General features: G+C 75.6%; 21 protein-coding genes and 1 tRNA gene. 12 read left to right on the top strand and 10 right to left on the bottom strand.

From position 1 onward, the window contains the following. Nucleotides 1-5: 5 nt before the first annotated feature. A complete protein-coding gene (locus ACU616_RS15430; RefSeq protein ID WP_446759325.1) occupies nucleotides 6-1,913 on the top strand; it encodes a hypothetical protein in 1,908 nt (635 codons plus the stop codon). A gap of 37 nt (nucleotides 1,914-1,950) precedes the next feature. Here the strand turns inward: ACU616_RS15430 and ACU616_RS15435 are convergent, their stop codons facing one another. Then, nucleotides 1,951-2,562, bottom strand: a complete 612-nt coding sequence (locus tag ACU616_RS15435; RefSeq protein WP_446759326.1) for an SACE_7040 family transcriptional regulator — start codon at nucleotides 2,560-2,562, stop codon at nucleotides 1,951-1,953. A 161-nt stretch (nucleotides 2,563-2,723) separates the two neighbouring features. Between ACU616_RS15435 and ACU616_RS15440 the strand changes: the two genes are divergently transcribed. Next, on the top strand, nucleotides 2,724-3,878 hold the full coding sequence (locus ACU616_RS15440; RefSeq protein WP_446759327.1) for an acyl-CoA dehydrogenase family protein: 1,155 nt from the start codon (nucleotides 2,724-2,726) through the stop codon (nucleotides 3,876-3,878). A gap of 234 nt (nucleotides 3,879-4,112) precedes the next feature. Further along, nucleotides 4,113-4,943 carry a cyclase family protein gene (locus tag ACU616_RS15445; protein WP_446759328.1) on the top strand — a complete coding sequence of 277 codons (831 nt, stop codon included), beginning with the start codon at nucleotides 4,113-4,115 and terminating at the stop codon, nucleotides 4,941-4,943. Between the two features lie 30 nt (nucleotides 4,944-4,973). Here the strand turns inward: ACU616_RS15445 and ACU616_RS15450 are convergent, their stop codons facing one another. Together ACU616_RS15450 and ACU616_RS15455 are read right to left on the bottom strand one after the other, a co-directional pair. Beyond that, the gene (locus ACU616_RS15450) at nucleotides 4,974-5,996 is read right to left on the bottom strand and encodes an NADPH:quinone reductase (RefSeq protein WP_446759329.1); all 1,023 of its coding nucleotides are present in this window, start codon (nucleotides 5,994-5,996) and stop codon (nucleotides 4,974-4,976) included. A 57-nt stretch (nucleotides 5,997-6,053) separates the two neighbouring features. Further along, a complete protein-coding gene (locus ACU616_RS15455) occupies nucleotides 6,054-6,209 on the bottom strand; it encodes a hypothetical protein (RefSeq protein WP_446759330.1) in 156 nt (51 codons plus the stop codon). A gap of 23 nt (nucleotides 6,210-6,232) precedes the next feature. On the opposite strand from ACU616_RS15455, the gene ACU616_RS15460 reads away from it, so the two are divergent. Together ACU616_RS15460 and ACU616_RS15465 are read left to right on the top strand one after the other, a co-directional pair. Further along, nucleotides 6,233-7,141 carry an ATP-grasp fold amidoligase family protein gene (locus ACU616_RS15460; protein ID WP_446759331.1) on the top strand — a complete coding sequence of 303 codons (909 nt, stop codon included), beginning with the start codon at nucleotides 6,233-6,235 and terminating at the stop codon, nucleotides 7,139-7,141. A 53-nt stretch (nucleotides 7,142-7,194) separates the two neighbouring features. Next, complete coding sequence (locus ACU616_RS15465; RefSeq protein WP_446759332.1) at nucleotides 7,195-9,054, top strand: putative bifunctional diguanylate cyclase/phosphodiesterase; 1,860 nt, start codon at nucleotides 7,195-7,197, stop codon at nucleotides 9,052-9,054. Between the two features lie 20 nt (nucleotides 9,055-9,074). Here ACU616_RS15465 and ACU616_RS15470 read toward each other — a convergent pair whose 3' ends face one another. The 3 genes from ACU616_RS15470 to ACU616_RS15480 all read right to left on the bottom strand — a co-directional run bounded on the left by ACU616_RS15470 (nucleotide 9,075) and on the right by ACU616_RS15480 (nucleotide 13,337). Continuing rightward, complete coding sequence (locus ACU616_RS15470; RefSeq protein ID WP_446757353.1) at nucleotides 9,075-9,950, bottom strand: transposase; 876 nt, start codon at nucleotides 9,948-9,950, stop codon at nucleotides 9,075-9,077. Between the two features lie 189 nt (nucleotides 9,951-10,139). Then, nucleotides 10,140-12,743, bottom strand: a complete 2,604-nt coding sequence (locus ACU616_RS15475; protein ID WP_446759333.1) for a bifunctional FO biosynthesis protein CofGH — start codon at nucleotides 12,741-12,743, stop codon at nucleotides 10,140-10,142. Between the two features lie 87 nt (nucleotides 12,744-12,830). Further along, nucleotides 12,831-13,337, bottom strand: coding sequence for a flavin reductase family protein (locus tag ACU616_RS15480; protein WP_446759334.1), 507 nt, complete (start codon nucleotides 13,335-13,337; stop codon nucleotides 12,831-12,833). Nucleotides 13,338-13,371: 34 nt separating this feature from the next. On the opposite strand from ACU616_RS15480, the gene ACU616_RS15485 reads away from it, so the two are divergent. From ACU616_RS15485 to ACU616_RS15495, 3 genes are read left to right on the top strand one after another with little or no spacing between them, the layout of a single operon-like run. Beyond that, nucleotides 13,372-14,823: a dihydrolipoyl dehydrogenase family protein gene (locus tag ACU616_RS15485; RefSeq protein ID WP_446759335.1), complete on the top strand. Its 1,452-nt coding sequence runs from the start codon at nucleotides 13,372-13,374 to the stop codon at nucleotides 14,821-14,823. Between the two features lie 3 nt (nucleotides 14,824-14,826). Further along, nucleotides 14,827-15,756 (top strand): NAD(+)/NADH kinase, encoded by a 930-nt coding sequence (locus tag ACU616_RS15490; protein ID WP_446759336.1) that lies wholly within the window; start codon nucleotides 14,827-14,829, stop codon nucleotides 15,754-15,756. A 54-nt stretch (nucleotides 15,757-15,810) separates the two neighbouring features. Next, nucleotides 15,811-16,620 (top strand): SGNH/GDSL hydrolase family protein, encoded by an 810-nt coding sequence (locus ACU616_RS15495; protein WP_446759337.1) that lies wholly within the window; start codon nucleotides 15,811-15,813, stop codon nucleotides 16,618-16,620. Nucleotides 16,621-16,676: 56 nt separating this feature from the next. Here the strand turns inward: ACU616_RS15495 and ACU616_RS15500 are convergent, their stop codons facing one another. Beyond that, nucleotides 16,677-18,641, bottom strand: a complete 1,965-nt coding sequence (locus ACU616_RS15500; RefSeq protein WP_446759338.1) for a putative bifunctional diguanylate cyclase/phosphodiesterase — start codon at nucleotides 18,639-18,641, stop codon at nucleotides 16,677-16,679. Between the two features lie 131 nt (nucleotides 18,642-18,772). On the opposite strand from ACU616_RS15500, the gene ACU616_RS15505 reads away from it, so the two are divergent. Continuing rightward, nucleotides 18,773-19,819 (top strand): LLM class flavin-dependent oxidoreductase, encoded by a 1,047-nt coding sequence (locus ACU616_RS15505; protein ID WP_446759339.1) that lies wholly within the window; start codon nucleotides 18,773-18,775, stop codon nucleotides 19,817-19,819. Nucleotides 19,820-19,915: 96 nt separating this feature from the next. Here the strand turns inward: ACU616_RS15505 and ACU616_RS15510 are convergent, their stop codons facing one another. Continuing rightward, on the bottom strand, nucleotides 19,916-20,623 hold the full coding sequence (locus ACU616_RS15510) for a DUF4333 domain-containing protein (protein ID WP_446759340.1): 708 nt from the start codon (nucleotides 20,621-20,623) through the stop codon (nucleotides 19,916-19,918). A gap of 127 nt (nucleotides 20,624-20,750) precedes the next feature. Next, on the bottom strand, nucleotides 20,751-21,203 hold the full coding sequence (locus ACU616_RS15515; RefSeq protein ID WP_446759341.1) for a MarR family winged helix-turn-helix transcriptional regulator: 453 nt from the start codon (nucleotides 21,201-21,203) through the stop codon (nucleotides 20,751-20,753). Between the two features lie 136 nt (nucleotides 21,204-21,339). Here ACU616_RS15515 and ACU616_RS15520 point away from each other — a divergent pair, with 136 nt between their 5' ends. Continuing rightward, nucleotides 21,340-21,909, top strand: coding sequence for a hypothetical protein (locus tag ACU616_RS15520; protein ID WP_446759342.1), 570 nt, complete (start codon nucleotides 21,340-21,342; stop codon nucleotides 21,907-21,909). Between the two features lie 65 nt (nucleotides 21,910-21,974). Here the strand turns inward: ACU616_RS15520 and ACU616_RS15525 are convergent. After that, a tRNA-Arg gene (locus tag ACU616_RS15525) sits at nucleotides 21,975-22,047 on the bottom strand. 187 nt (nucleotides 22,048-22,234) lie between these two features. On the opposite strand from ACU616_RS15525, the gene ACU616_RS15530 reads away from it, so the two are divergent. Continuing rightward, entirely contained in the window at nucleotides 22,235-22,759 is a 525-nt protein-coding gene (locus tag ACU616_RS15530) for a single-stranded DNA-binding protein (RefSeq protein WP_446759343.1), read from the top strand. 101 nt (nucleotides 22,760-22,860) lie between these two features. Continuing rightward, nucleotides 22,861-24,531 (top strand): energy-dependent translational throttle protein EttA, encoded by a 1,671-nt coding sequence (ettA, locus tag ACU616_RS15535; protein ID WP_446759344.1) that lies wholly within the window; start codon nucleotides 22,861-22,863, stop codon nucleotides 24,529-24,531. The last annotated feature ends 104 nt before the right edge of the window (nucleotides 24,532-24,635 follow it).

Below are 24,635 nucleotides of genomic sequence, written 5' to 3' on the forward strand. Positions count from 1 at the left end.
ACGACGTGCTGGCCCTGACCCCGACGCCGGTGCAGACGGCAGGGGAGAGCGCCCTCTTCGCCGAGCTGACCCGATGGGACCGCGGCGGGACCGTCCGCGGCGCGGTCGTCGCGTCCATCCCCGTCGTCGACGGGCCGATGGAGCGGCGCCTCTCCGACGCCGTCCTCTTCGTGCCCGAGGGGCTGGCGGTCGTGCGCGTCGTCGAGGTGGTGCGCCAGACCGGCGTGGTCACCGCGACCCCCGACGGTTCCTGGACCATCGGCCCCGGCGCCGGACCCGGCGAGGTGCTGCAGCTGGCCGGCGGTGGGTCGACGCCGCTGGACGGGCTCATGCGGGCAGGCATGGACGCCGCCGTCCGGCTGCGCCGCGCCGGTCTCGAGCCCGGCCGGATCGCCCGGCTGACCGTCCTCGTCGGGGACCTGACCGGTCTGGTGCCGGCCGACGGCGACCTCGGCGAGGGCGACCAGGTGGCGCTGCTCGAGCCCCGCTCGCTGCTGCTGGGCATCGCCCGGTCGGCCCGCTACGCCGGCGTGGACAACCCGCGGCTGTGGACCACCGCCGACGTCCGCGCCGCGCTGATCGCGCTGGGGCTGCCCGGACGGGGGCCCACGGTCGAGGAGCTCAACGGCGAGGGGTTCCCGTACTCGCCCTACGTCCTGCGCAAGCGTGAACTGCTGGCGCCGGCGGCGATGGCCGCCAGCCCGGCGCTGGGTGCCCTGGTCGCCGCGCCCGTCCCCTCGTACGCCGACGTCCCCTCGTACGCCGACGTCCCCTCCCACGGTGACGTCCCCTCCCACGGCGACGTCCCGCCGGTGCCCGCCGCCGCGCCGCCCGGCCCGCTGGTCGACCCGGTGGCGGCCGCCGCGGTGGCCGTGGCCGCCATCCGCGCCGACGAGGAGGCGGCCGCCCGTGCCGCGGCCGGTGCCTCCGTCGGCGCGGTCCCGGCCGGCACGCCGTCGGCCCGGCCGGTGCCGCCCGCCGCCCCTGCCGCGCCGCAGGGCCGGACGGTCACCGCCCGCTTCGCCGCGCCGGTGCCACGGCAGGAGGTCCTCCCGCCCGAGGGTCCGCTCGAGGTGGCCGCCGACGAGACCGGCGGCATCGGTGGGCTCTTCGCCGGCGCCGAGCCGGTGTCCTGGCCGGCCGCCGAGCAGGTGTCCGAGCAGGTGTCCGAGCCGGCCTCCGCCGTCCGGGTGGCCACGGCGCCCGAGCCGTCCCCGGTGCCGGCCAGCGAGGAGACGGGCCCGCCGGTGCCCCTCGTGGGACCGCGCCGCCGGTCGCCGGCCGCGCGGCGCCGGCTCGCGCTGGCGGTCGCCGCGGCCCTCGCCGTGCTCGTCGTCGTGGTCGGCGTGGTCGTCGGCCTGACCGGGGACGACGACACCGCCTCGGCCACCTCGCAGCAGCCGGCGTCACCCAGCGCCCCGGCCGCGCAGGTGCCGGCCGGGCCGCAGCCGGGCGACCGCACGGTGCTCGACGGTGCGACGTTCGTCCTCCAGCAGGTCCGGACCGAGGACACCTGCACCGGCAACGCCTACGGCGCGGTGGCCGACTTCTTCGAGCAGAGCGACTGCGCGGGCCTGACGCGGGCGCTGTACTCCACCGACGTCGGCGGCCGGGCCGTCGTCGTCTCGGTGGCGGCCGTGGACATGGGGGACGCCCCCGGCGCCCGGGCGCTGCGGGCCCTGGCCGACCGCAACGGCAGCGGCAACGTCAGCGACCTGCTGCGCGAGGGCGTCCGCTACGCCGGCGGTCCCACCGAGCTCTCCCACGCCGAGTACGCGAGCAACGTCGAGGGCTCGGTCGTCACGATCGTCGAGACGGCCTGGGCCGCGCCCGGTGGTGGTGGCGCGGCCGACCTCGACCTGGTCGCCGGCACCGGTCTCGCGCTGCCGCTGGCCGCCCCCGCCGGCGACTGACCTCCGTCCGCCTCCCCGCAGGGGCGGGGCCGGTGGGTCAGGCGGTGGCGGCGGCCTCGGCCATCGCGGCGAGCAGGGCGGCCATCGCCGGCCGCGGCAGCCGCCCGGCGCTGTGCGGCGTGGAGTTGACCAGCCCGAAGACGGCGTGCGCGCGGGCCCGGCTGGCGTGCGTGCCCTCCTCGGGGCGCAGCCGGGTCAGGACGTCGACCCACACCTCGACGTAGCGGCGCTGCAGCCGGCGCACGGTCGCGGCGTCGGCAGGCGGCAGCGACCCCAGGTCGCGGTCCTGCACCGTGATCAGCGCCGGGTTGTCGAGGGCGAAGTCCACCTGGAAGGCCACCAGCGCCCGCAGCTGCGCCGCGGGGTCCGGGCCGGCCGCGGCCACCCGCTCGCTGGCGCCGGCCAGCAGCCGCTCGCTGATGCGCAGCAGCATCTCGGCGAGCATCGCGTCCTTGCTGGCGAAGTGGCGGTAGATGGCCGGCCCGGTCACGCCGACGGCGGCTCCGACGTCGTCCACGCCGACCGCCCGGGACCCGCGCTCGGCGAACAGCTGCGCGGCCGCCCGGAGGATCTGCTCCCGCCGCGAGGGCCGGGCGGCGTCGGCCGACAGCGCGGTGTCGGTCCCGGTGTCGGGCGCGGCGGCGGTCACGTCGCGGATGCTAGCCGCCGCCCCGGAGCGCTCCCGGCCGCCACTGGACCCTCATGTGAACCGTCGTTAACCTGGCGGCCGAGCGGTGGGCCGTCCGGGCCGGCCGTACGCGCGGGCACCGGGGCGATCCCGCCGGCACCCGCAGGACCCAGGGGGCACACGTGCTGGACTACCGGCTCGACGAGGAGACCGAGGCCCTGCGGCGGACCGTCCGCGAGTTCGCGCTCGAGGTCGTGGCGCCGCAGATCGGGGAGTTCTACGAGCGCGAGGAGTTCCCCACCGCGATCGTGCGGCAGATGGGCGAGCTGGGGCTGTTCGGCCTGCCCTTCCCCGAGGAGTACGGCGGCTCCGGCGGCACCTACTTCGACCTGTGCGTGGCCCTGGAGGAGCTCGCGCGGGTCGACAGCTCGGTGGCCATCACGCTCGAGGCCGGCGTCTCGCTCGGCGCCATGCCGATCCACCGGTTCGGCTCCGAGGAGCAGAAGAAGGAGTGGCTGCCCCGGCTGTGCGCGGGGGAGGCGCTGGCCGCCTTCGGCCTGACCGAGCCCGGCGGCGGGTCGGACGCCGGAGCCACCCGCACCACCGCGCGGCTCGAGGACGGTCACTGGGTCGTCAACGGGTCGAAGGCCTTCATCACCAACTCCGGCACCGACCTGACCGAGCTGGTCACCGTCACCGCGGTCACCGGCACCCGCCCCGACGGCGGCAAGGAGATCTCGGCGATCGCGATCCCGTCGGGGACGCCGGGGTTCACCGTGGGCCCCCGCTACTCCAAGGTGGGCTGGAACGCCTCGGACACCCGCGAGCTGTCCTTCGCCGACGTCCGCGTGCCCGAGGAGAACCTGGTCGGGCAGCGCGGCCGCGGGTTCGCGCAGTTCCTCTCCATCCTCGACGAGGGGCGGGTCGCGATCTCCGCGCTCGCGGTCGGCCTGGCGCAGGGCTGCGTGGACGAGTCGGTGCGCTACGCCGCCCAGCGCGAGGCGTTCGGCCAGCCGATCGGCCGCAACCAGGCCGTGCAGTTCATGATCGCCGACATGGAGGTCCGGGCCTCCACCGCGCGGCTGGCCTACTACCGCGCCGCGGAGAAGATGCTGCGCGGCGAGCCGTTCCGCCGCGAGGCCTCGATCGCCAAGCTCTACAGCTCCGAGGCCGCCATGGACAACGCCCGCTACGCCACCCAGGTGCACGGCGGCTACGGCTTCATGAACGAGACGCCGGTCGGCCGCTTCTACCGCGACGCCAAGATCCTCGAGATTGGCGAGGGCACCAGCGAGGTGCAGCGGATGCTCATCGCCCGCGACCTCGGCGTCGGCTGAACCCAGGGACCCCCTGCAGGGTGCCGGGACCGGCGATCTCGCCGCGTCGGGCGTCCTGACCGCGCGGCAGTGCGCGGTCGCGCGCCCGGTCCCGGCGCCCGGTCCCGGCGTCCGGTCCCGGCGCTCGGTCCCAGGGCTCGGTCCCGGCGCTGTGGTGCGCGGACCCCCGAGCCCAGGGGCCCGATGACACGGGGACGACGGAGAGCGCGCATGTGCACGGAGCACACAGGCAGGGTGGCGCAGCGGGAACGCGCCGGGACCGGGGCCGGCTTCTCCCGGCGGGCAGCGCTGGTGGGCGGGGCGGCCGCGGCCGTGACCGCCGCGCTGGCCGGTAACGCCCGGGCCGAGGACCGGACACCGCGGGCCCCGGGCCGGGGCGGACGGGGGCTGTGCGACCTCACGCACCCGTTGACCACCGGTCTGCCGATGTTCGACCCGAGCGAGGCGCCGACCCGCAGCACCGCCGCGACGATCGAGCAGGACGGCTACTACCTGCAGGAGTGGCGCCTCTTCGAGCACACCGGCACCCACGTCGACGCGCCGGGGCACTTCACGGCGGGCGGTCGCCTCGCGCCCGAGCTGCGGATCGAGGAGCTCGTCACGCCCGCCGTCGTCGTCGACATCAGCGGCCGCGCGGCGGACGAGCCCGACACCGTCGTGACGATCGACGACGTCCGCGCGCACGAGCAGCGCCACGGCCGCATCCCGGACGACGCCGCCGTCCTCATGAACTCCGGCTGGGGCACTCGGTTCGCCGATCCGCAGGCCTACCGCGGCGCGGACCCGGCGGGGACGCTGCACTTCCCCGGCTTCGGTGCGGACACCTGCGAGTGGCTGCTGGAGCACCGGCGCATCCGCAGCCTCGGCGTCGACACGCTGAGCATCGACCCGGGTGTGTCCACGACGTTCGACACCCACCTGCTGCTCACCGGTGCCGACCGCTACGGGCTGGAGAACCTCGCCCACCTCGACGCCGTCCCGCCCACGGGCGCGACGATCGTGGTCGGCCTCATCCCGTTCGAGGAGGGCTCGGGCGGTCCCGCGCGCGTCCTCGCCTCCTGGTGACCCCACGGGCGGGGCGCGGCAGCGCGCCCGTCAGGCCGTCACGTCGACGAGCACCTTGCCGACCGCGCCCTCCTCGACGGCGCGGTGGGCCTGGGCGGTCTCGGCGAGCGGGAAGACGTGCAGGGGCAGCCCCGCCTCCTCGCCCACCCGCACGGCGCCGTCGAGCACGGCGGCGTTGACGTCCTCGACGCCGATCACCTTCGCGCGCTCCGGCTCGGTGTAGACCAGCACGAAGTGCCACTGGGCGTTGGGCGTCATCGACGGGCGCACCGGCAGCGTCACCTCGTCGCCGCCGTTGTTGGCGTAGACGGCGACGGCGGCGTGCGGCCCGAGCAGCTGCGCGTCGACGGCGGCGTTGGCCGCCGGCGCCACCTCGACGACGACGTCGACCCCCTTGGGCGCCACCTTGCGCACCTCGGTGACGACGTCCTGCTGGCGGTAGTCGACGACGTGCGAGGCGCCGGCCGCGGCGGCCAGCTGGGCCTTGTGCGGACTGCTCACCGTGGCGACGACGGTGGCGTCGGCCCAGCGGGCGAGCTGGATCGCGGCGTTGCCGACCGCGCCCGCGCCGCCCTGCACGAGCACCGTGCGGCCGGCGAGCGCGCCGGGGCCGAGCCGGTCGGGCAGCGCCTCCCCGAGGGTGAGGCAGCGGTGGGCGGTGAGGAACGGGATGCCGAGAGCCGCGCCGAGCTCGAACGAGGGCCCCTCGCCGAGCAGCACCGCCTGCCGGGCCGGGACGACGGTGTACTCGGCGGCCGTGCCCCAGCGCCGCTGCCAGGCCGCCTCCCAGACCCAGACGCGCTGGCCGACGACCGCCGGGGCCACGCCCTGCCCGACCGCCTCGACGGTGCCGGCGCCGTCCTGGTTGGGCACCTGGGCGTCGGTGCCGAGGGCGCCGGCGGTGGCGCCCGAGCGCGACTTCCAGTCGGTGGGGTTGACGCCGGAGAAGGCCAGCCGCACCCGCACCTCGCCGGGACCAGGGTCGGGCACGGGCAGGTCGAGCAGTTCCAGGACCTCGGGGCCGCCGGTGCGGCGGTAGCTGATGGCACGCACACGGCCACCTTGCCCTCCCGCCGGGGAGGCCGCCGGGCGACGCCGGGGCCGGGTGCGTCAGGCGGTGGGCACGACCTCGGGCGCGGCGGCGCGCTCGGACTGCACCCGCCGCCAGCGGTCGACGTGCAGCGGCAGGGGCGATCCCCGGCGTCGCGCCGGCGCCACCCGGGGCGGCCGGACCGTCACCGGCGCAGCCCGGGCGTGCGCCTCCACCCGGCCCGGGTAGGACCGCGCCCGTGACGGTCGAGGACCCCGCCCGCCTGGCCCGCGTCGTCCCCCCGCTGCGCCGCGCGCTGCTCTACCGGCGCCACCACGGTCGGCTGCCGCCGCTGCGGGACCCGCGCACCTTCACCGAGAAGCTCAACTGGCGGATCACCCGCGACCGCCGGGCCCTGCTGGCACCGACCTGCGACAAGCTGGCGGCCAAGGACCACGTCGCCGCCCGGGCGCCCGGGCTGGTGCGCGTCCCGGAGACGTACTGGACGGGCACCGACGTCGCCGACCTCGCCCGCGCCGACCTGCCCGCGCGGTGGGTGCTCAAGCCCAACCACTCCTGCCGGCGGGTGCTGGTGGGGGAGGGGCGCCCCGACGTCGCCGACCTGGCGGGGCGGACCGCCGGCTGGGTCGGGGAGCGCTACTGGCGCAAGAGCGAGGAGTGGGCCTACCGGCACGCGCGGCCGCTGCTGCTCGCCGAGGAGCACGTGGGCGGCCCCGGCGAGGTCCCTGCCGACCTCAAGGTGCTCGTGTTCGACGGCGTGCCGCGGCTGGTCGGCGTCCACACCGGCCGGCGGGGGGAGCACCGGGCGCGCCTGTACACCGCCGACTGGGAGCCGCTGCCGTGGAGCTGGGGGTATCCGGCCGGTCCCGACGTGCCGCGCCCCGGCTGGCTGCCCGACCTGCTCGCCGCCGCCGCGGCCGTGGCCGCCGGCTTCGACATGCTGCGCGTGGACCTCTACCGCCACGCCGGGCAGCTGTGGGCCGGCGAGCTCACGCCGTACCCGGGCGCGGGGCTGGGCCGGCTCGAGCCCGAGCTCGACGCGCTGCTCGGGAGCTGGTGGACGCTGCCGGCCGGGCACACCGCCCGGTCGCTGCCGGTCCTGGCGGGCGCCCTGCCGCGCCGTCGACCGGTTCACCCCCGGGGGTGAGGCCCGGCGCCCCCCGCCTGGAGCGGCCCGGCGGGGAGGCCGATGGGGGAGGCATGGACCTCCGCGTGCTCATCCGGCTGCGCAGCCACCTGCCCGAGGGGCGGATGCTGCCCGAGGCGACCTGGCGGAGGCGCCACCTGCTGCTGGTGCGGGTGTCCGTGGCGCAGGCGGCCGGCATCGGCGTCCTGGCGCTGGGCCTGGGCCGCTCGGTCCTGGCCGCCGTGCTCATGACGGCCGCCACGGCCTACCCGCTGGTCTTCTCCCTGCTGCCCGGCGCCGGCCGCACGCTGCGGGCCGCCGGGACGACGACCAGCCTGCTGGCCGCCTCGGTGCTGATCGTGCACCTGCTCGACGGGCTGACCGAGGCCCACTTCTCCTTCTTCGTCGTCGTCGGCCTGGTCTCGCTGTACCAGAGCTGGGCGCCCTTCGGCCTGGCGCTGGGCGTGGTCGTGCTGCACCACGGACTGCTGGGCACGCTGTTCCCGCACTCGGTGTTCGGGCACGCCGCCGCCTACCACTCCCCGTGGCTGTGGGCGCTCGTGCACGGCGGCTTCGTGCTCGGCTCGAGCCTGGCCCACCTGGCGTCCTGGCGGCTCAACGAGCAGCAGGGCCTGCACGACCCGCTCACCGGGCTGGCCAACCGCACGCTGGTGCACGAGAACGCCGAGCGGCTGCTGGCCCGCCGCGGCGGCCCCGTCAGCGTCCTGTTCCTGGACCTCGACGACTTCAAGGACGTCAACGACACCCGCGGTCACGCCGCCGGTGACCAGTTGCTGACGGCGGTCTCCGAGCGGCTGCAGGCCTGCACGCGGTCCGGCGACGAGGTCGCGCGGCTGGGCGGTGACGAGTTCGCCATCGTGGTCGACGGTGGCGCCGAGGTGGCGACGGCGATCGGCGGGCGGGTGCTCGCCGCCCTCGCCGAGCCGGTCGTCGTCGGTGGCCGCCCGCTGACCGTGCACGTCAGCATCGGCGTGGCCGACACCGCCACCGCCGGCGACCGCCGCGCCGGCACCCTGCTGCGCAACGCCGACCTGGCCATGTACCAGGCCAAGGCGCAGGGCAAGAACCGCCTGGTCCGCTACGCGCCGGGCATGGCCCAGGCCGCCGAGGACAAGGCCACCCTGCTCGCCGACCTCGCCGTCGCCACCGGCGCAGGCCAGCTCGCCGTGCACTACCAGCCGACCATCGCGCTGGCCGACGGGCGCACCACCGGCTACGAGGCGCTGCTGCGCTGGGCGCACCCCGAGCGGGGCATGGTGCCGCCGGTCGAGTTCATCCCGATGGCCGAGGAGAGCGGGCACATCGTCGAGATCGGCCGGTGGGTGCTCGACCAGGCGGTGCGCCAGGCCGCCGTCTGGACGGCGGAGTCCGGCCGGCCCGTGGGCATGGCGGTCAACCTCTCGCCGCGGCAGCTGGTCGACGACGACGTCGTCGGGCTGGTCGACGAGGTGCTGACCCGGCACGGCCTGCCCGCCGGCCAGCTCACGCTGGAGGTCACCGAGGGCGTGCTGCTCAGCGACGTCGACCAGGTCGTCGACCAGCTGCGCGCGCTGCGGGGCCTGGGCGTGCGGATCGCCATCGACGACTTCGGCACCGGCTACTCCAGCCTGTCCTACCTGCGCCGGCTGCCCGCCGACATCGTCAAGATCGACCGCAGCTTCGTGCAGGACCTCGGCAGCGAGGGCCGCTCGACCACCCTGGTCGCCTCGATCATCGAGCTGGCCCGCAGCCTGCAGCTGGAGGTCGTCGCCGAGGGGGTCGAGACGCAGGAGCAGCACGCCCTGCTCGACGACCTCGCCTGCTCGCACGCCCAGGGCTACCTGTTCGGCCGCCCGCAGCCCGCGCCCGCGCACGACCACTCGCAGCCGGCCACCGCCGGCCCCGCGCCCCGGCAGCCGGCCCCCGTCGCCTGAGGCGCGTTATGTGGGTTGGGTTACGCCAGCCTGAGGTCGGTGGAATGAACGCGTAGCAGGGTGTGCGCGGCGATGGTGGCGGCGGTGCGGGTCAGCAGGCCCCAGAAGGTGTGGGCGCCGTGGCGGGCCAGCTCCATCCGGTCGGTGAGCTCGCCGAAGGTGACCTCGATGTGGTTGCGCCAGCGGGCGATCACCTGGCGCAGGGCGCTGGGCATGTTCGGGCGCTGGGCCTTGGTGGGCGGGGTGAGCACGGCGGTGCCGCGGGCGGCGCAGGCGGCGGTGAAGGCCCGACCGGTGAAGCCCTTGTCGACCAGCAGGTCACGCGGTGCTGGCCCGGCGGCGAGCAGATCGGTCGCGACGTCGCGTTCGTTGACCGCGGCGGGCACGATGCTCCAGGCGCGCACCAGCCGCGATCCCAGATCGGTGCGGACGGCCAGCCGGAAGCCGTAGAACCACTCTCCGTGCGCGCCGTCGCGGCCGAAGCCGGCGACCAGCTCGTGCGGGCCGACCCAGCCATCGGGGCCGCGGACCCGGGAAGGGTGCTTGACCGGCAGCGCGCTGGTGTCGATCTGGGCGCAGTCATCGAGCGGGCACCGGGCCACCAGCGCGGCGCGCAGCTGCTCGAAGGCCGCCCACAGCCAGCGGATGCGCCGGTTGGCCTCCGACTGGTGGGGCAGCCGGGGAAACAGGTGCGCGAAGTCGCGGGCGACCTCGGCGAGGAACCCGGCTTCGCTGCGCCGGCCCAGCAGATGGCGCACCAGCGCGATGGTGAGCAGTTCGGCGTCGCTGCAGGCCGGCGCCGGACCCGGCCGCACCGGAATGGTCACTTCTGCGGCGGCGATGGCGTCGTCGACGAGCACGTAGACGTGGACGAGGAGGTTCTCGGTGGGCAGCATGAGAGGCGCCTCTGCGGACGAGGGGTCTTCGACAACCGCCACGTTCCGCAGAGGCGCCCTCATGTCAAGCCATCAGTTGCCGCGGGCAACCCACATAACGCGCCTGAGGGGCCCGGTCCCGGTCCCGCGAGATCTGCACACTGGTCGCCCCTCGGCAGTCGATGGGCACCAGTGTGCAGATCTCGTCCGTCAAGCCGGGGCGATCGAGAGGGTGAGCCGGCGGCGGCCCTCGTCGGAGCGGGCGGTGGCCAGCCGCTCGGCCGACGGCGTCCCGTACTCCGTGGTCCGCTGCCGCGCCGGCCGGCCGATGGACGCCGCGACCGCCTCCAGCTCGGCGATGGTCTTCAGCGAGCCGTTCTCGCTGCCGGCCATCCGGCTGATCGTCTCCTCCATGAGCGTGCCGCCGAGGTCGTTGGCCCCGCCCTGCAGCACCGCCCGCGTGCCGGCCTCGCCGAGCTTGACCCACGAGGTCTGCACGTTCCGGATCCGCCCGTGCAGCAGCAGCCGCGCGACGGCGTGCAGCGCCCGGTTCTCCCGCACCGTCGGCCCCGGCCGGGCGACGCCGGCGAGGTAGATCGGCGCGTTGTGGTGCACGAAGGGCAGCAGCACGAACTCGGTGAACCCGCCGGTGTCGTCCTGCAGCCGGGCCAGCGTGCGCAGGTGCGCCACCCAGTGGGCGGGGGTGTCGACGTGGCCGTACATCATCGTCGACGTCGTCGGGATGCCCACCCGGTGCGCAGTCGAGATGATCTCCACCCAGGTCGCGGCGGGCAGCTTGCCCTTGGTCAGCACCCAGCGGACGTCGTCGTCGAGGATCTCCGCCGCCGTGCCCGGGACGCTGTCGAGCCCGGCCTCCTTCGCCGCGGTGAGGAACTCGGCGAACGACAGCCCGGTGCGGGCCGCGGCGTTGACGATCTCCATGGGGGAGAAGGCGTGCAGGTGGATGCCGGGCTGCCGGCGCTTCACCTCACCGATCAGGTCCAGGTAGGCCGAGCCGGGCAGGTCGGGGTGGATGCCGCCCTGCATGCAGATCTCGGTGGCTCCCGCGGCCCACGCCTGGTCGACCCGGTCGCCGACCTCGGCCAGCGACAGCGTGTAGGCGTCGGCGTCGGTGCGCCGCTGCGCGAACGCGCAGAACCGGCAGCCGGTGTAGCAGACGTTGGTGAAGTTGATGTTCCGGTTGACGACGTAGGTGACGTCGTCGCCGCTGACGTCCGCGCGGACGGCGTCGGCCAGCGCGCACAGCGCCTCGAGGTCGGGGCCGTCGGCGCCCAGCAGCGCCAGGTACTGCCCGTCGGACAGCCCCGCCGGGTCACGCTCGGCGGCCCGCAGCGCCGCGTGCACCTCCGGGTCGCCCACGGCCAGCGCGGTGGAGTGCCCGTCGCGGGCGGCCGTCGTCCGGTCGCGCAGCTCGGCCCAGTCGCCGTAGACGGCGTCGAAGTCGCTGCGCCGGTCGCCGGTGCGCCCGACGGTGTCGACCTCGACGTGCAGGTCGACCCGGCCCGAGGACACCCAGGCCTCGTCGGGCTCCTGCCACGGCCGCCCGACGGGGGTGCGGCCCTCGACGGCCAGCCCGTCGGGCCCGGCCAGCGCGGCCACGTGCGGGCGCACCCGCGGGTCCAGCCACGGCTCGGGCTCGAGCACGTACCGGGGCTGGGCGGCCAGCCGCTCGCGCAGCGTGAACCCGCCCGCGGCGCTGAGCGCGGCGAGGGTGTCGGTGTTCGGCCAGGGCCGCTCGGGGTTGACGTGGTCGGGCGTCAGTGGACTGACCCCGCCCCAGTCGTCGACGCCGGCGCGCAGCAGCAGGCCCAGCTCGGTGGAGTCCGACAGGTTCGGCGGGGCCTGCACCCGCATCCTCGGCCCCAGCAGCAGCCGGGTGACGGCGACGGCGGCCACGTACTCCTGCAGCGCGAGGTCGTCGTGCGCGGCCATCGCCGTGCGCGGCTTGGCGCGGAAGTTCTGGACGATGACCTCCTGCACGTGCCCGTGCCGGGAGTGCGCGGCCCGGATCGCCAGGACCGCCTCGACCCGCTCGGCCGGCGTCTCGCCGATGCCCAGCAGCACGCCGGTGGTGAACGGGACGGCGGAGCGGCCGGCGTCCTCGAGCACCCGCAGCCGGACGGCGGGCTCCTTGTCGGGGCTGCCGAAGTGCGGGCCGCCGGGCAGCGACCACAGCCGGGTCGCCGTCGTCTCGAGCATCATCCCCATCGAGGCCGACACCGGCTTGAGCCGCTGCACCTCCTCCCAGGTCATGACGCCGGGGTTGAGGTGGGGCAGCAGCCCGGTCTCCTCCAGCACCCGGATCGCCATCGCGCGCAGATAGGCCGGCGTGGAGTCGAAGCCGTGGGCCTCCAGCCACTCGCGGGCGACCGGCCAGCGCTCCTCGGGGCGGTCGCCGAGGGTGAACAGCGCCTCCTTGCAGCCCAGCGCGGCGCCGTCGCGGGCGACCTGCAGCACCTCGTCGGGGGAGAGGAACGGTGCCTTCCCCTCCTGGCGGAGCTGCCCGGGCGTGGTCACGAAGGTGCAGTAGTGGCAGCGGTCGCGGCACAGGTGGGTGAGCGGGATGAACACCTTGCGGCTGTAGGTGACCACCCCCGGCCGCCCGGCCGAGGTCAGCCCGGCGTCGCGGACCCGGGAGGCGGCGGTCAGCAGCCGGTCCAGCGGCTCGCCGTCGGCCAGCCCGCGGGCCGAGAGCAGGGTCTCGGCCTCGCCGGCGTCGAGGGTCACTCCCCGCTCGGCGCGGGCGAGGGCGCGCCGGAGCGCGGACGGCACGGGGGTCTGCGGCTGGCTCATCGCCCCCGAACCTAGTTGAAGGCCCCCCCGCCCCCCACCACTCGCTCCGCTCGCGGCGGGCCCCGCGAGGGGGCCGACCATCCGCGGCTACGGGGCGTCGACGTAGCGGCCGCGCAGGCGCAGCAGAGGCGCGGCGTCCTCCCGCAGCACCGGGACCCCGACGACGGCCAGCAGCGCGAGCACGTGGTCGCCGGCGGGCACCAGCCGGTCGAGCCGGCAGTCGAGCGCGACGACGCCGCCGTCGAGCACGATCGCGTCGCTGCCCGCGGCCCGCGACCACGGCACCGACTCCAGCAGGTGCCGCGCCCCGGGCCGCCCGGCGGAGGAGAACCGGCTGGCCAGGATCGCCTGCCCGGCGGCGAGCACGGTCAGCGCGCAGCTGCCCACCGCCTCCAGCACCTCGGCCGGGTAGCCCTCGGCGGTCAGCCCGACGGCCACCAGCGGCGGGTCGGCCGAGACGCTCATCACCGAGGTGACCGTGGTGCCGACGTCGTCGGTGTCGTCGCGGACGGTCATCAGCGCGACCCCGGCGGCGTACTGGCGCAGCGCGGCGGCGTAGGCGGCGGCGTCGACGGGGGGCCGGTCCGGGGGCATGGCGGCCAGTCGACCACACGGTGAGGATGGGGCGGTGAACAGCGCAGAGGAGACCAGCACGGAGAAGAACAGCACGGAGAAGACCTACGACGTCGTCGTGCTCGGGGCCGGCCCGACCGGGGAGAACGTCGCCGACGTCGTCGTCCGCGGCGGCCTGTCCGCGGTGCTGGTGGAGGAGCACCTGGTCGGTGGTGAGTGCTCCTACTACGCGTGCATGCCGAGCAAGGCGCTGCTGCGCGGCACCGAGGCCATCGAGCAGGCCAGGGCGGTGCAGGGAGCGGCGGCCGCCGTGACGGGGGAGCAGGACGTCGCCGCCACCCTCGAGCGCCGCGACTCCTTCACCCACGACTGGGACGACGCCTCGCAGGTGCAGTGGGTCGAGGGCGCCGGCATCGACCTGCTCCGCGGCACCGCCCGGCTCGACGGCGAGCGCACCGTCGTCGTCACCGGGCCCGACGGCGGGACGACGCGGCTGACCGCCCGGCACGCCGTCGCGGTCTGCACCGGGTCGGCCCCCGCGGTGCCGCCGGTCGAGGGCCTGCCCGACGTGCAGCCGTGGACGCCGCGCGAGGCCACCAGCGCCAAGGAGGCGCCCCGCCGGCTGCTGGTGGTCGGCGGCGGCTACGTCGGCTGCGAGATGTCCTTCGCCTGGAACGCGCTCGGCTCGCAGGTGACCCTGCTGCAGCGCGGGGAGCGGCTGCTGCCCGGCGCCGAGCCGCAGGCCGGGGAGGCGGTGCTCGCCTCGCTGCGCGACCGCGGCGTCGACGTCCGCCTCGGCGCGCACGTGGCGGCCGCCCGGCGCGAGTCCGACGAGGTCGTGCTCACCGTCGACGGGGAGGAGGTCCGCGGCGACGAGGTGCTGGTCGCGGTCGGCCGGCGGGCGCGCACCACCGGCATCGGCGTCGACACCGTCGGCCTCGAACCGGGCCGCTACCTCGACGTCGACGACACGCTGCAGGTGCGCGGCCTGCCCTGGCTCTACGGCGTCGGCGACGTCAACGGCCGCCGGCTGCTCACCCACATGGGCAAGTACCAGGCCCGCCAGGCCGGCGCGGCGATCGTGGCCCGCGCCCGCGGCGAGCAGGTCTCGACCGAGGACTGGTCGCCGCACGTGGCCACCGCCGACCGCGCCGCCACGCCCGCCGTCGTCTTCACCGACCCGCAGGTGGCCAGCGTCGGCCTGACCGGCGCGCAGGCCCGGGAGGCCGGGCTGCCGCACCGCGTCGTGGAGTACCCCATCGGCTCGGTGGCCGGCGCCGCGCTGTTCGCCGACGGCTACGAGGGGACGGCGATCGCGGTCGTCGATCCCGAGCGCGAGGTGCTGCTCGGCGTCACGTTCGTCGGCCCGGCGGTGGCCGAGCTGCTGCAGTCGGCCACGGTCGCGATCGTCGGGGAGGTGCCGATCTCCCGGCTCTGGCACGCCGTCCCGGCCTACCCGACGATCAGCGAGATCTGGCTGCGGCTGCTCGAGACCTGGCGCGGCTGAGCGGTGGTCCGCGTCGGCCTGGTGCTGCACCCGACCCGCGACTGCTCCCCGGCCGTCCGGCAGGTCGCCGTGTGGACCGGCGGCATGGGGGTGGAGCTGGTGGCCGGGCGGGCCGACGTCGCCCGGCTCGACCTCGTGGCGGTCACGGCCGTGGCTCCCGAGGAGCTGGCCGCCACCTGCGACGCCCTGATCGCGCTGGGCGGCGACGGCACCATCCTCGGCGCCATGCGCCTGGTGAGCGCCCGGCCGGTGCCGGTGCTCGGGGTCAACCTCGGCCACCTGGGCTTCCTCGCCGAGGTGGAGGGCCGGGAGCTGGGGGAGGCGCTGAGGTCCCTGGTCGAGGGCCGGGCGACCACCGAGTCGCGCGGGTGCCTCGTCGCGCGGCAGGCCGACCGGGAGTGGCTGGCCTTCAACGACGCCGTCCTGGCCCGCGTACCGGGCGAGGGCATGGTGGCCGCGGACCTGTCCGTGGGCGGGCAGCGCTACGGGCACTACCGCTGCGACGCGGTCATCCTGGCCACCGCCATGGGCTCGACGGCCTACACCTACGCCGCCGGCGGCCCGGTGGTGAGCCCCGGCCTGGAGGGGATCCTGGTCACGCCCGCGGCGCCGATGCAGGGGATCTCCCGCACCGTCGTGCTCGGCGGGCAGGACACGCTGCTGCTCACCATCAGCGCCGGCCGCCCGGCCGTAGAGCTCGACGGCGTCCTGACCGGCCGGCTGCAGCCGGGCGACGACCTGGCCGTCTCCTACCGGCCCGACGCCGGGCAGCTGGTGCGCATCGAGGGCTCCCGGTCCGCGGCGCGCACCCGGGTCAAGCTCTCCCTGCTAGACCTGCCCTACCTGCCCGACGAGCTGCTCGAGCACCTCCCGCCCGACCTGCGGGCCCAGCTGCGCGACGAGCCCGGCGAGGCGGGTCCCGGCGCGCCCTGACCCGGCCCCCACCCGGCGCGTCCCCGGCGCCCGCGGCGTGCTGGAGTGGGGTCCGTGCCCGCACCGTCCCGCACCTCCTGGCGCCGCTACGTCGCCCTCGGCGACTCCTTCACCGAGGGGCTGGCCGACCCCGATCCCGACCGCCCCGGCGAGTACCGCGGCTGGGCCGACCGGCTCGCCGGGCACCTCGCCGTCCACGCGGCGGCGGTGTCGCCGGGCGCCGACCTGGAGTACGCCAACCTGGCCATCCGCGGGCGGCTGCTGCCGCAGGTGGTCGCCGAGCAGGTGCCGGTGGCCCGCGCCGCCCGGCCGGACCTGGTCAGCCTCGTGGCCGGCGGCAACGACCTGCTGCGCCCCGGCGCCGACCCCGACCGGCTGGCCGCCGCGCTGGAGGAGGCGGTGGCCGGCTTCCGGGCCGACGGCGCCGACGTGCTGCTGGCCACCGGCGTCGACCCGCGGCTGACGCCGATCATCCGGCGCACCCGCGGCCGGGTGGCGGTGTTCAACGCCTCGCTGTGGTCGATCGCCGCGCGGCACGGCGCCGTCGTCCTCGACCAGTGGGGCGCGGACTGGCTGCTGGACTGGCGGCTGTGGGACGGCGACCGCATCCACCTCACCGCCGAGGGCCACCGGCGGACGGCGCTGGCCGCGGCCGCGGCGCTCGGCGTCCCGGTCACCGGGGACGACTGGCGCACCCCGCTGCCGCCGGCCCCGCCGCGGGCGCTGCGGGCGGCGCTGGCCGAGGAGGCCGCGTGGGTGCGCGGCTTCGTCGCCCCGTGGATCGCCCGCCGGGTGCGCGGCCGCTCCTCCGGCGACGGCCGGGAGCCCAAGCGCCCGGTGCCGCTGGCGCTGCCGCGGGTGTAGGTCCTCCCGCGGGTCGTCGTGCTCTGCCCACACCTGTGGGCAGAGCACGACGCGGCTCACGCCTGGTCGTCGTCCCTCTCGGCGGCGGGCGGCTCGTCGACCACCTTGAGGAACGGGCGCGGCGAGGGCGGCGGCACGGTGTCCTCGAGCGGGAACAGGTCGATGCCGTCGGCGCCGGCCGGCACGGCGTCCACCACGGCCTCCAGCTCGCCAGTGACCGCCTCGAGGACCGCGGCGGCCTCCTCGGCGGCCTGCCCGACCAGCGCCTCGGCGGCGGTCGTGTCGGTGCGGCTGGGCAGCGGCGCGGGGCGGCCGAACGCGTAGCCCTGCGCCATCGCGCAGCCGTGCGTGCGCAGCCACTCGGCCTGGTCGAGGTCCTCGATGCCCTCGGCGATGACCTGCAGGCCCATCCCCAGGCCCAGCTGGAGCAGCCCCTGCACGAGCGCCGCGGTGGAGGGCCGGGTGACGACGTCGGCCACGAAGGAGCGGTCGATCTTGACGGTGTGGATCGGCAGCCGGTGCAGCGCGGTGATCGCCGAGTAGCCGGTGCCGAAGTCGTCGAGGGCCAGCGTCACGCCGCGCGCGGTCACCTCCGACACCGCCTCCAGCGTCGCCTCCTCCGCGAACAGCGCCGTCGACTCGGTGATCTCCAGCTCCAGCCGCCCGGGCGCCAGCCCCGACTCGTCGAGCGCGGCGCCGACCAGCTCGCTGAACCCGGTCTCGGCCAGGTGGCGGGCGGAGACGTTGACGTGCACCCGCAGCCCGGCCGGCCAGCCGGCGGCGTCTAGGCAGGCGCGGCGCAGCACCCACGCGCCGAGCCGGGAGGTCAGCCGGTTGTTCTCGGCGGCCTCGAGGAAGGCACCCGGCGGCAGCAGGCCGCGGGTCGGGTGCTGCCAGCGGATGAGCGCCTCGTAGCCCAGCAGCGTCTCGTCGGAGAGGTCGACGATCGGCTGGTAGAACAGCCGCAGCTCGTCGCCGTCCAGCGCGCGCCGCAGGTCGGCCTCCAGCTGCAGCAGGTCGACCTCGTCGTCGGTGAGCACCCCGTCGTGCACCTCGATGCGCGCGCGGCTGCCGTCGCCCTTGGCCCGGGTCAGCGCGCCGTGCGCCTGGCGCAGCAGGTCGTCGGGGGCGACGTCGGAGCCCAGCGTCAGGCCCACGCTCGCCGACAGCACGATCTCCCGGCCGCCCACCTGGAACGGGTCGTCGAGCACCGAGAGCAGCCGGTCGGCCAGGGCGCGCAGGCCGTCGAGGTCCTCGACGTCCTCGGCGAGGATGAGGAACTCGTCGGCACCGAGCCGGACGGCGGTGTCCTCGACCCGGGTGCTCCAGCGCAGCCGGTCGGCGACCTGGCTGAGCAGCAGGTCCCCGGCCTCGGTGCCGAGGGTGTCGTTGACCGCGTGGAACCGGTCGAGGTCCAGGTGCACCAGGCCCACCTGCAGCCCGCGGCGGCGGGAGAGGGCCAGCGCGTGGTGGAGCCGGTCGGTGAGGGCCCGGCGGTTGGGCAACCCGGTCAGCGGGTCGGTGAACGCGCGGCGGACCAGGTCCTCCTCGGCCCGGCGCCGGTCGGTGACGTCGACCAGCGACAGGACGACGAACTGCGGCTCGCCGGTGCTGCGGTGGACGACGTCGTGCGACTGCTGCACCCACAGCTCGCTGCCGTCGGCGCGGCGCAGGCGCCGCTCGCCGTCCCGGCGCAGCCACGGGTCGAGGCGGGCCTCGCCGCCGGCGTCGGGGCGCTCGGCGAGCGGGGCCTCGTCGGGGTGGGCGAGCAGGTCGACGTGCCGGCCGACCATGTCGTCGATCCCGCGGTCGGCCAGCGCGCACAGCGCGTCGTTGACCACCAGCAGGTGACCGTCGAGGTCGACGAGGGCCTGGGGGACCGGCGAGGAGAGGAACAGGGCGCGGAACAGCTGGCCGCGGTCGGCCAGCAGCGTGTCGATGGCCCGCAGCCTCGTCCCCGTCGCGGGACCGCCGGGCCGGTCGTCCCGGGGCCGCGGCACGTGGGGGGCGCTGAGAGTCACCCGGACAGGGTGGCCGACCGGCCGCCCAGAGTGACGGAACCCGTCCTCGGAATGTCGTGGTCGACTGATCACACGGCGTGACTGGACGCCCCAGCGGGAACACCCGCCCCGGCGGGCGCGCTGGTGGGTCCATGACGTCCGGCACGGAGAAGCGGATCGGGTTCCTGTCCTTCGGTCACTGGCAGCCGCTGCCCGGCTCGCAGGTGCGCACCGCGCGCGACGCGCTGGTGCAGAGCGTGGAGCTCGCCGTCGCCGCCGAGGAGCTGGGCCTCGACGGCGCGTTCGTCCGCGTGCACCACTTCGCCCGCCAGCTGGCCTCGCCGTTCCCACTGCTGGCCGCCATGGCCGCGCGGACCACGCGCATCGAGATCGGCACCGGCGTGGTCGACATGCGCTACGAGAACCCGCTGTACATGGCCGAGGAGGCCGCGGCCACCGACCTGCTCGCCGACGGCCGCCTGCAGCTCGGCGTCAGCCGCGGCTCACCGGAGACGGCGCTGCGCGGCTCGGAGGCCTTCGGCTACGTGCCGCCGGAGGGCGCCACGGACGCCGACCTGGCCCGCGAGAAGACGGCGCTGTTCCTGGCCGCGGTCCGCGGCGCGACCGTCGTCGACGCCGATCCCGGGATGACCGGCGGGGCGCGCGGGCGCCTGGCGGTGCAGCCGCAGTCGCCGGGCCTGGCCGACCGGATCTGGTGGGGCGCGGGCACCCGGGCGACGGGGGAGTGGGCCGCCCGCCAGGGGATGAACCTGATGAGCTCCACCCTGCTGGTGGAGGACACCGGCGTGCCCTTCGACGAGCTGCAGGCCGAGCAGATCGCCCGCTTCCGCGCCTCGTGGGCCGACGCCGGGTGGGAGCGCGAGCCGCGGGTGTCGGTGAGCCGCAGCGTCCTGCCCGTGGTCTCCGACCTCGACCGGGCCTACTTCGGCGCTGAGCGGTCGGGGGAGGACCAGGTCGGGCTGCTGGAGGGGGTGCGCGCCCGCTTCGGCAAGAGCTACGTCGGCGAGCCCGACCAGCTGGCCGAGGAGCTCGCCAAGGACGCCGCCGTCCGCGAGGCCGACACGCTGCTGCTCACGGTGCCGAACATGCTGGGCGTCGAGTACAACGCGCGCCTGCTGGAGAACGTGGCCCGGCACGTGGCGCCGGCGATCGGCTGGGTGCCCGCCGGCTCCCGCTGACCCACCGTCGCGCGCGAGCGGCCCAGGACCGGACGGGTCCTGGGCCGCTCGCGTCCGGTCGGCGCCCGGGTCAGGGGGCGCCGACCGGGCCCTGCGTCAGGCGGCGTCGAAGGTGACGGTGCCCTCGGCGTCGATCAGGGCGGTCACGGTGCCGGTGTCGCTGGGGTCGTCGACCAGGGTGGCCTCGCAGGTGAGCTCCAAGCCGTCGGCGGCGACGAGGACGGTGCGGTCGCCGGCGTCGCAGGTGGCGACCACCGACAGGCCGGCCTCGGTGGCGAACTGGTCGGTGAGGGTCGCCTCGACGTCGGCGACCTGCACGAAGACCTGGTCGCTGTCGATGCGGACGGTGCCCTCGTCGTCGGTCTGCTCGACGGTGTAGGTGACCTGCTGGCCCTCGACCGCGGCCGTGCACGTGGTCACCGTGCCGGCGGCGAGCTCGACGTCGTCGGGGCAGCTGACGTCGGTGACCGTGACGCCGGTCTGCTCCTCGGTGATCGAGACGATCTGCCGCTCCGCCTCGGCGGTGTCCAGCTGCTGGCTGCCGAAGAGGAACAGCGCGCCGACGCCGAGGCCGGCGAGGACGACGATCGCCCCGATGACGCCGAGGATCACGGGGAGGGCGCTCCTCCGCGGCGGCACCGGCGGCCGGCCGTGGCCGAGGCCGCCCGGAGCGCCGTAGCCGGGAGCCGGCGGCGCGTACGGGCCGGGGCCGAGGGCGTGCGGGGCCTGGTGGTGGGCCTGGTGCGGGCCGAAGGCGTTCGGGACGGGGTGCGGCTGCTGGCGGGGGTCGTGGACCTGCGTCATGGCGGGCTCCTCGGTCGGTCCCGGGTCCGTCCCCGGGTGCTCGGGAGCACCGTGGCGCGGGCGACTTGCAGCGCCCTGGCAGCCGACTTGCACCGCACCGGACAGCGGTCCCAAGGGGGTCGGGGTGTCAGCCGTCGCCGCCGTCGTCCGGGCCGGTGTCCGGTCGCAGCAGCGACTCCAGCTCGGTCAGCAGGTCGAGGACCCGCCGCACGCCCGCCTCGTCGAGGTGCGACGCCGTCTCCGCGAGGCCGGAGTCGACCGAGCGCTCACCACGGTCGTGGAACGTCAGGCGCGCCGCGTCCGCGGAGAGGGACATCCGGGTCCGGCGGCGGTCGTCCGGGTCCTTGGCCAGGACGAAGACGCCGGCGTCGGCCATCTCACGGACGATCCTCGACACCCAGCTCTGCGCCAGCCCGGTGGTGCGGGTGATCGTCGCGACCGTGCTGCCCGGCGCGCGCGCCACCGCCTCGATCACGGCCAGCTGGGCGACGGAGATGTCGAGGTCCCCGCTCGACCGGCTGGCGGCGAGGGCGACCTCCCGGAGCCTCCGGGACAGGGCGTTCAGCCGCACGACGTCCACGACTCCTCCCCTCACACCGCCGTCGGAACCCACCTGGTGTCCATCCGCCCGCTGACATTAACATCTCCGCAGATACATCTCTGGTGATGTATCCCGTGCGAGACGACGCGATGCACCCCACCCCTCCGGAGGAGAGATGAACTGGACCGACGGCGGCATCTCCCTCGGCCTGGTCCTCCTGGTGCTGCGGCAGGTCCGTGGACGCGAGCTGACCGTGATCAGCCTGCTGTGGCCCGTGGGCCTCGTCCTCTGGGCGGCGTTCGACTACCTCGGCACCATCCCCGGCGAGACGTCGGACGTCCTGTTCGCGAGCGTGCTCGCCGCGGTCGGTCTCGCCCTGGGCCTCGGGTGCGCTCTGCTCACCCGGGTCTTCCGCGAGGGCGACAAGGTGATGGTGGAGGCGCGCCCGGCCGCGGCCGCCCTGTGGATCATCGGCATGAGCTCGCGGCTGGTGTTCGGCATCGTCGCGCTGCACGGTGGCGCCGAGGCCATCGGCCGGCTCAGTGAGCGGCTCGACCTGCACTCCGTGGCCACCTGGTCGACGTCACTGATCACCATGGCGCTGTGCGAGGTCCTGTCGCGGACGCTGGTGCTCGGTCACCGCTACCGCCGGGCCGCGCGTCGTCCCGTCGCGCCGGCTGCAGCTGCCGACAAGGCCGCCGCGCCGAGGATGGCGGCTGCCGCCGCCGAGGACTCCCGGCCCTGAGTGGCACGACGGGGAGCGGCCACGGCCCCCGTCGTGCCGTGCCGGTGTCCCGGGACACCACGGTGCGCGCCCGGCAGGGATCGAACCTGCGACCGGCGGTTTAGAAGACCGCTGCTCTGTCCGCTGAGCTACGGGCGCTCGGTCGCCGATGATGGCACCTCCGGGTACCCGCTCGCGCCCCGCCACCGACATCCCGGTGCCGCGCCGTCCACAGGGGCTGGCTCCTCCACAGCCGGACCGCACCGCCGCCGGCACGGTCCCGGCGGGGCGAGGGTCGACCCGGGCCGGCACGGTGCCGGCCCGCGAGAGATCCCCGAGGAGCACCGTGAACGACACCCACGTCACCGTCGTCGGCAACGTCGCCGACTCACCGCGTCGCGTCAGCCTGCGAAGCGGCACGGTCACCAACTTCCGCCTGGCCTCCACCGCGCGGCGCTTCGACGCCCAGACCCAGCAGTTCGTCGACGCCAGCACGTTCTGGGTCGACGTCGAGTGCTGGAACGACCTGTCGGGCAACGTCTCGGGCAGCGTCAGCAAGGGCGACCCGGTCATCGTCCAGGGCATGCTCAGCACGCACAGCTGGGAGGGCGAGAACGGCAGGCGCAGCACCCCGCGCATCCGCGCCCTCGCCGTCGGCCACAACCTGGCCCGCGGCACCGGGGTGTTCCGGCGCACCCGAGCGGTGCGACCGGCCGAGCCGGGGGCCGCCGGGGACGGCGCCCCGACCGACGGGGGTGCGCTGCCCGGCGAGGTCGAGGACCTGGTCCCCGGGCGGGACTACGAGGTGGACCCGGAGACGTTGTACGGAGCGGACACCCACGACCTCACCGCGGAGCCCGCGCACGTCTGAGTCGCCCGGGCTGGGAGGATCGGCAGGGAGGACGCACGCGGGCGGGCCGGCACCGCCGGCCCGCCCGCCACTCGCGAATCGACGGAAGGCTCGAACGCCCAGTGGCTCAGTACATCTACTCCATGGTCCGTGCCCGCAAGGCGCACGGCGACAAGGTGATCCTCGACGACGTCACCCTGTCCTTCCTCCCCGGCGCCAAGATCGGCGTCGTCGGGCCGAACGGCGCCGGCAAGTCCACAGTCCTGCAGATCATGGCCGGGCTGCAGCAGCCCTCCAACGGTGACGTGGTGCTGGCGCCCGACGCCACCGTCGGCATCCTGCTGCAGGAGCCGCCGCTCAACGAGGAGCTCGACGTGCGGGGCAACGTCGAGGAAGCGGTCAAGCCGCTGCGCGACGCGCTGACCCGCTTCGAGGAGGTCAGCGCGGCGATGGGCGAGCCCGACGCCGACTTCGACGCGCTGCTGGCCGAGCAGGGCGAGCTCATGGAGGTCATCGAGCAGCACGACGGCTGGGAGCTCGACGCCCGCATCGAGCAGGCGATGGACGCCCTGCGCTGCCCGCCCGGCGACGCCGACGTCACCGTCCTCTCCGGCGGTGAGCGCCGCCGCGTGGCGCTGTGCCGGCTGCTGCTCGAGGCACCCGACCTGCTGCTGCTCGACGAGCCCACCAACCACCTCGACGCCGAGAGCGTGGCCTGGCTCGAGCAGCACCTGGAGAAGTACGCCGGCACCGTCGTCGCCGTCACCCACGACCGGTACTTCCTCGACAACGTCGCCCAGTGGATCCTCGAGCTCGACCGCGGCCGGGCCTACCCCTACGAGGGCAACTACTCCACCTACCTGGAGACCAAGGCCACCCGTCTCAAGGTCGAGGGCGCCAAGGACGCCAAGCGGCAGAAGCGGCTGGCCGAGGAGCTGGAGTGGGTCCGCTCGGGCGCCAAGGCCCGCCAGGCCAAGAGCAAGGCGCGCCTGGCCCGCTACGAGGAGATGGCCGCCGAGGCTGACAAGTTCCGCAAGCTGGACTTCGAGGAGATCCAGATCCCGCCGGGCCCGCGCCTGGGCAACGTCGTCGTCGAGACCGCCGACCTGACCAAGGGCTTCGGCGACCGGCTGCTGATCGACGACCTGACCTTCACGCTGCCGCGCAACGGCATCGTCGGGGTCGTCGGCCCCAACGGCGCCGGCAAGACCACGCTGTTCAAGATGCTCGTCGGCGAGGAGAAGCCCGACGACGGCGAGATCAAGGTCGGCGAGACGGTCAAGATCTCCTACGTCGAGCAGACCCGCAGCGGCATCGACCCCAAGAAGACGCTGTGGGAGGTCGTCTCCGACGGGCTCGACCACATCAAGGTCGGCAACGTCGAGATGCCGTCGCGGGCCTACGTCGCGGCGTTCGGGTTCAAGGGCCCCGACCAGCAGAAGCCGGCCGGGGTGCTCTCCGGTGGTGAGCGCAACCGGCTGAACCTGGCGCTGACCCTCAAGCAGGGCGGCAACCTGCTGCTGCTCGACGAGCCGACCAACGACCTCGACGTCGAGACGCTGACCAGCCTGGAGTCCGCGCTGCTGGAGTTCCCCGGCTGCGCCGTGGTGGTCAGCCACGACCGGTGGTTCCTCGACCGCGTGGCCACCCACATCCTCGCCTACGAGGGCGAGTCCCGGTGGTTCTGGTTCGAGGGCAACTTCGCCGACTACGAGAAGAACAAGGTCGACCGGCTCGGCCCCGAGGCCGCCCGCCCGCACCGCGCGACCTACCGCAAGCTGACCCGCGACTAGAAGGACCCCCTCGCCCCCGCCACTCGCAAGCTCGCGGCGGGACCCTGCAAGGGGGCCGTTCCAGGACGTTGCCAGGCCGGCCGGAGCAGCCGCTCCGGCCGGCC

The sequence above is a fragment of the Geodermatophilus sp. URMC 62 genome, from assembly GCF_052931475.1.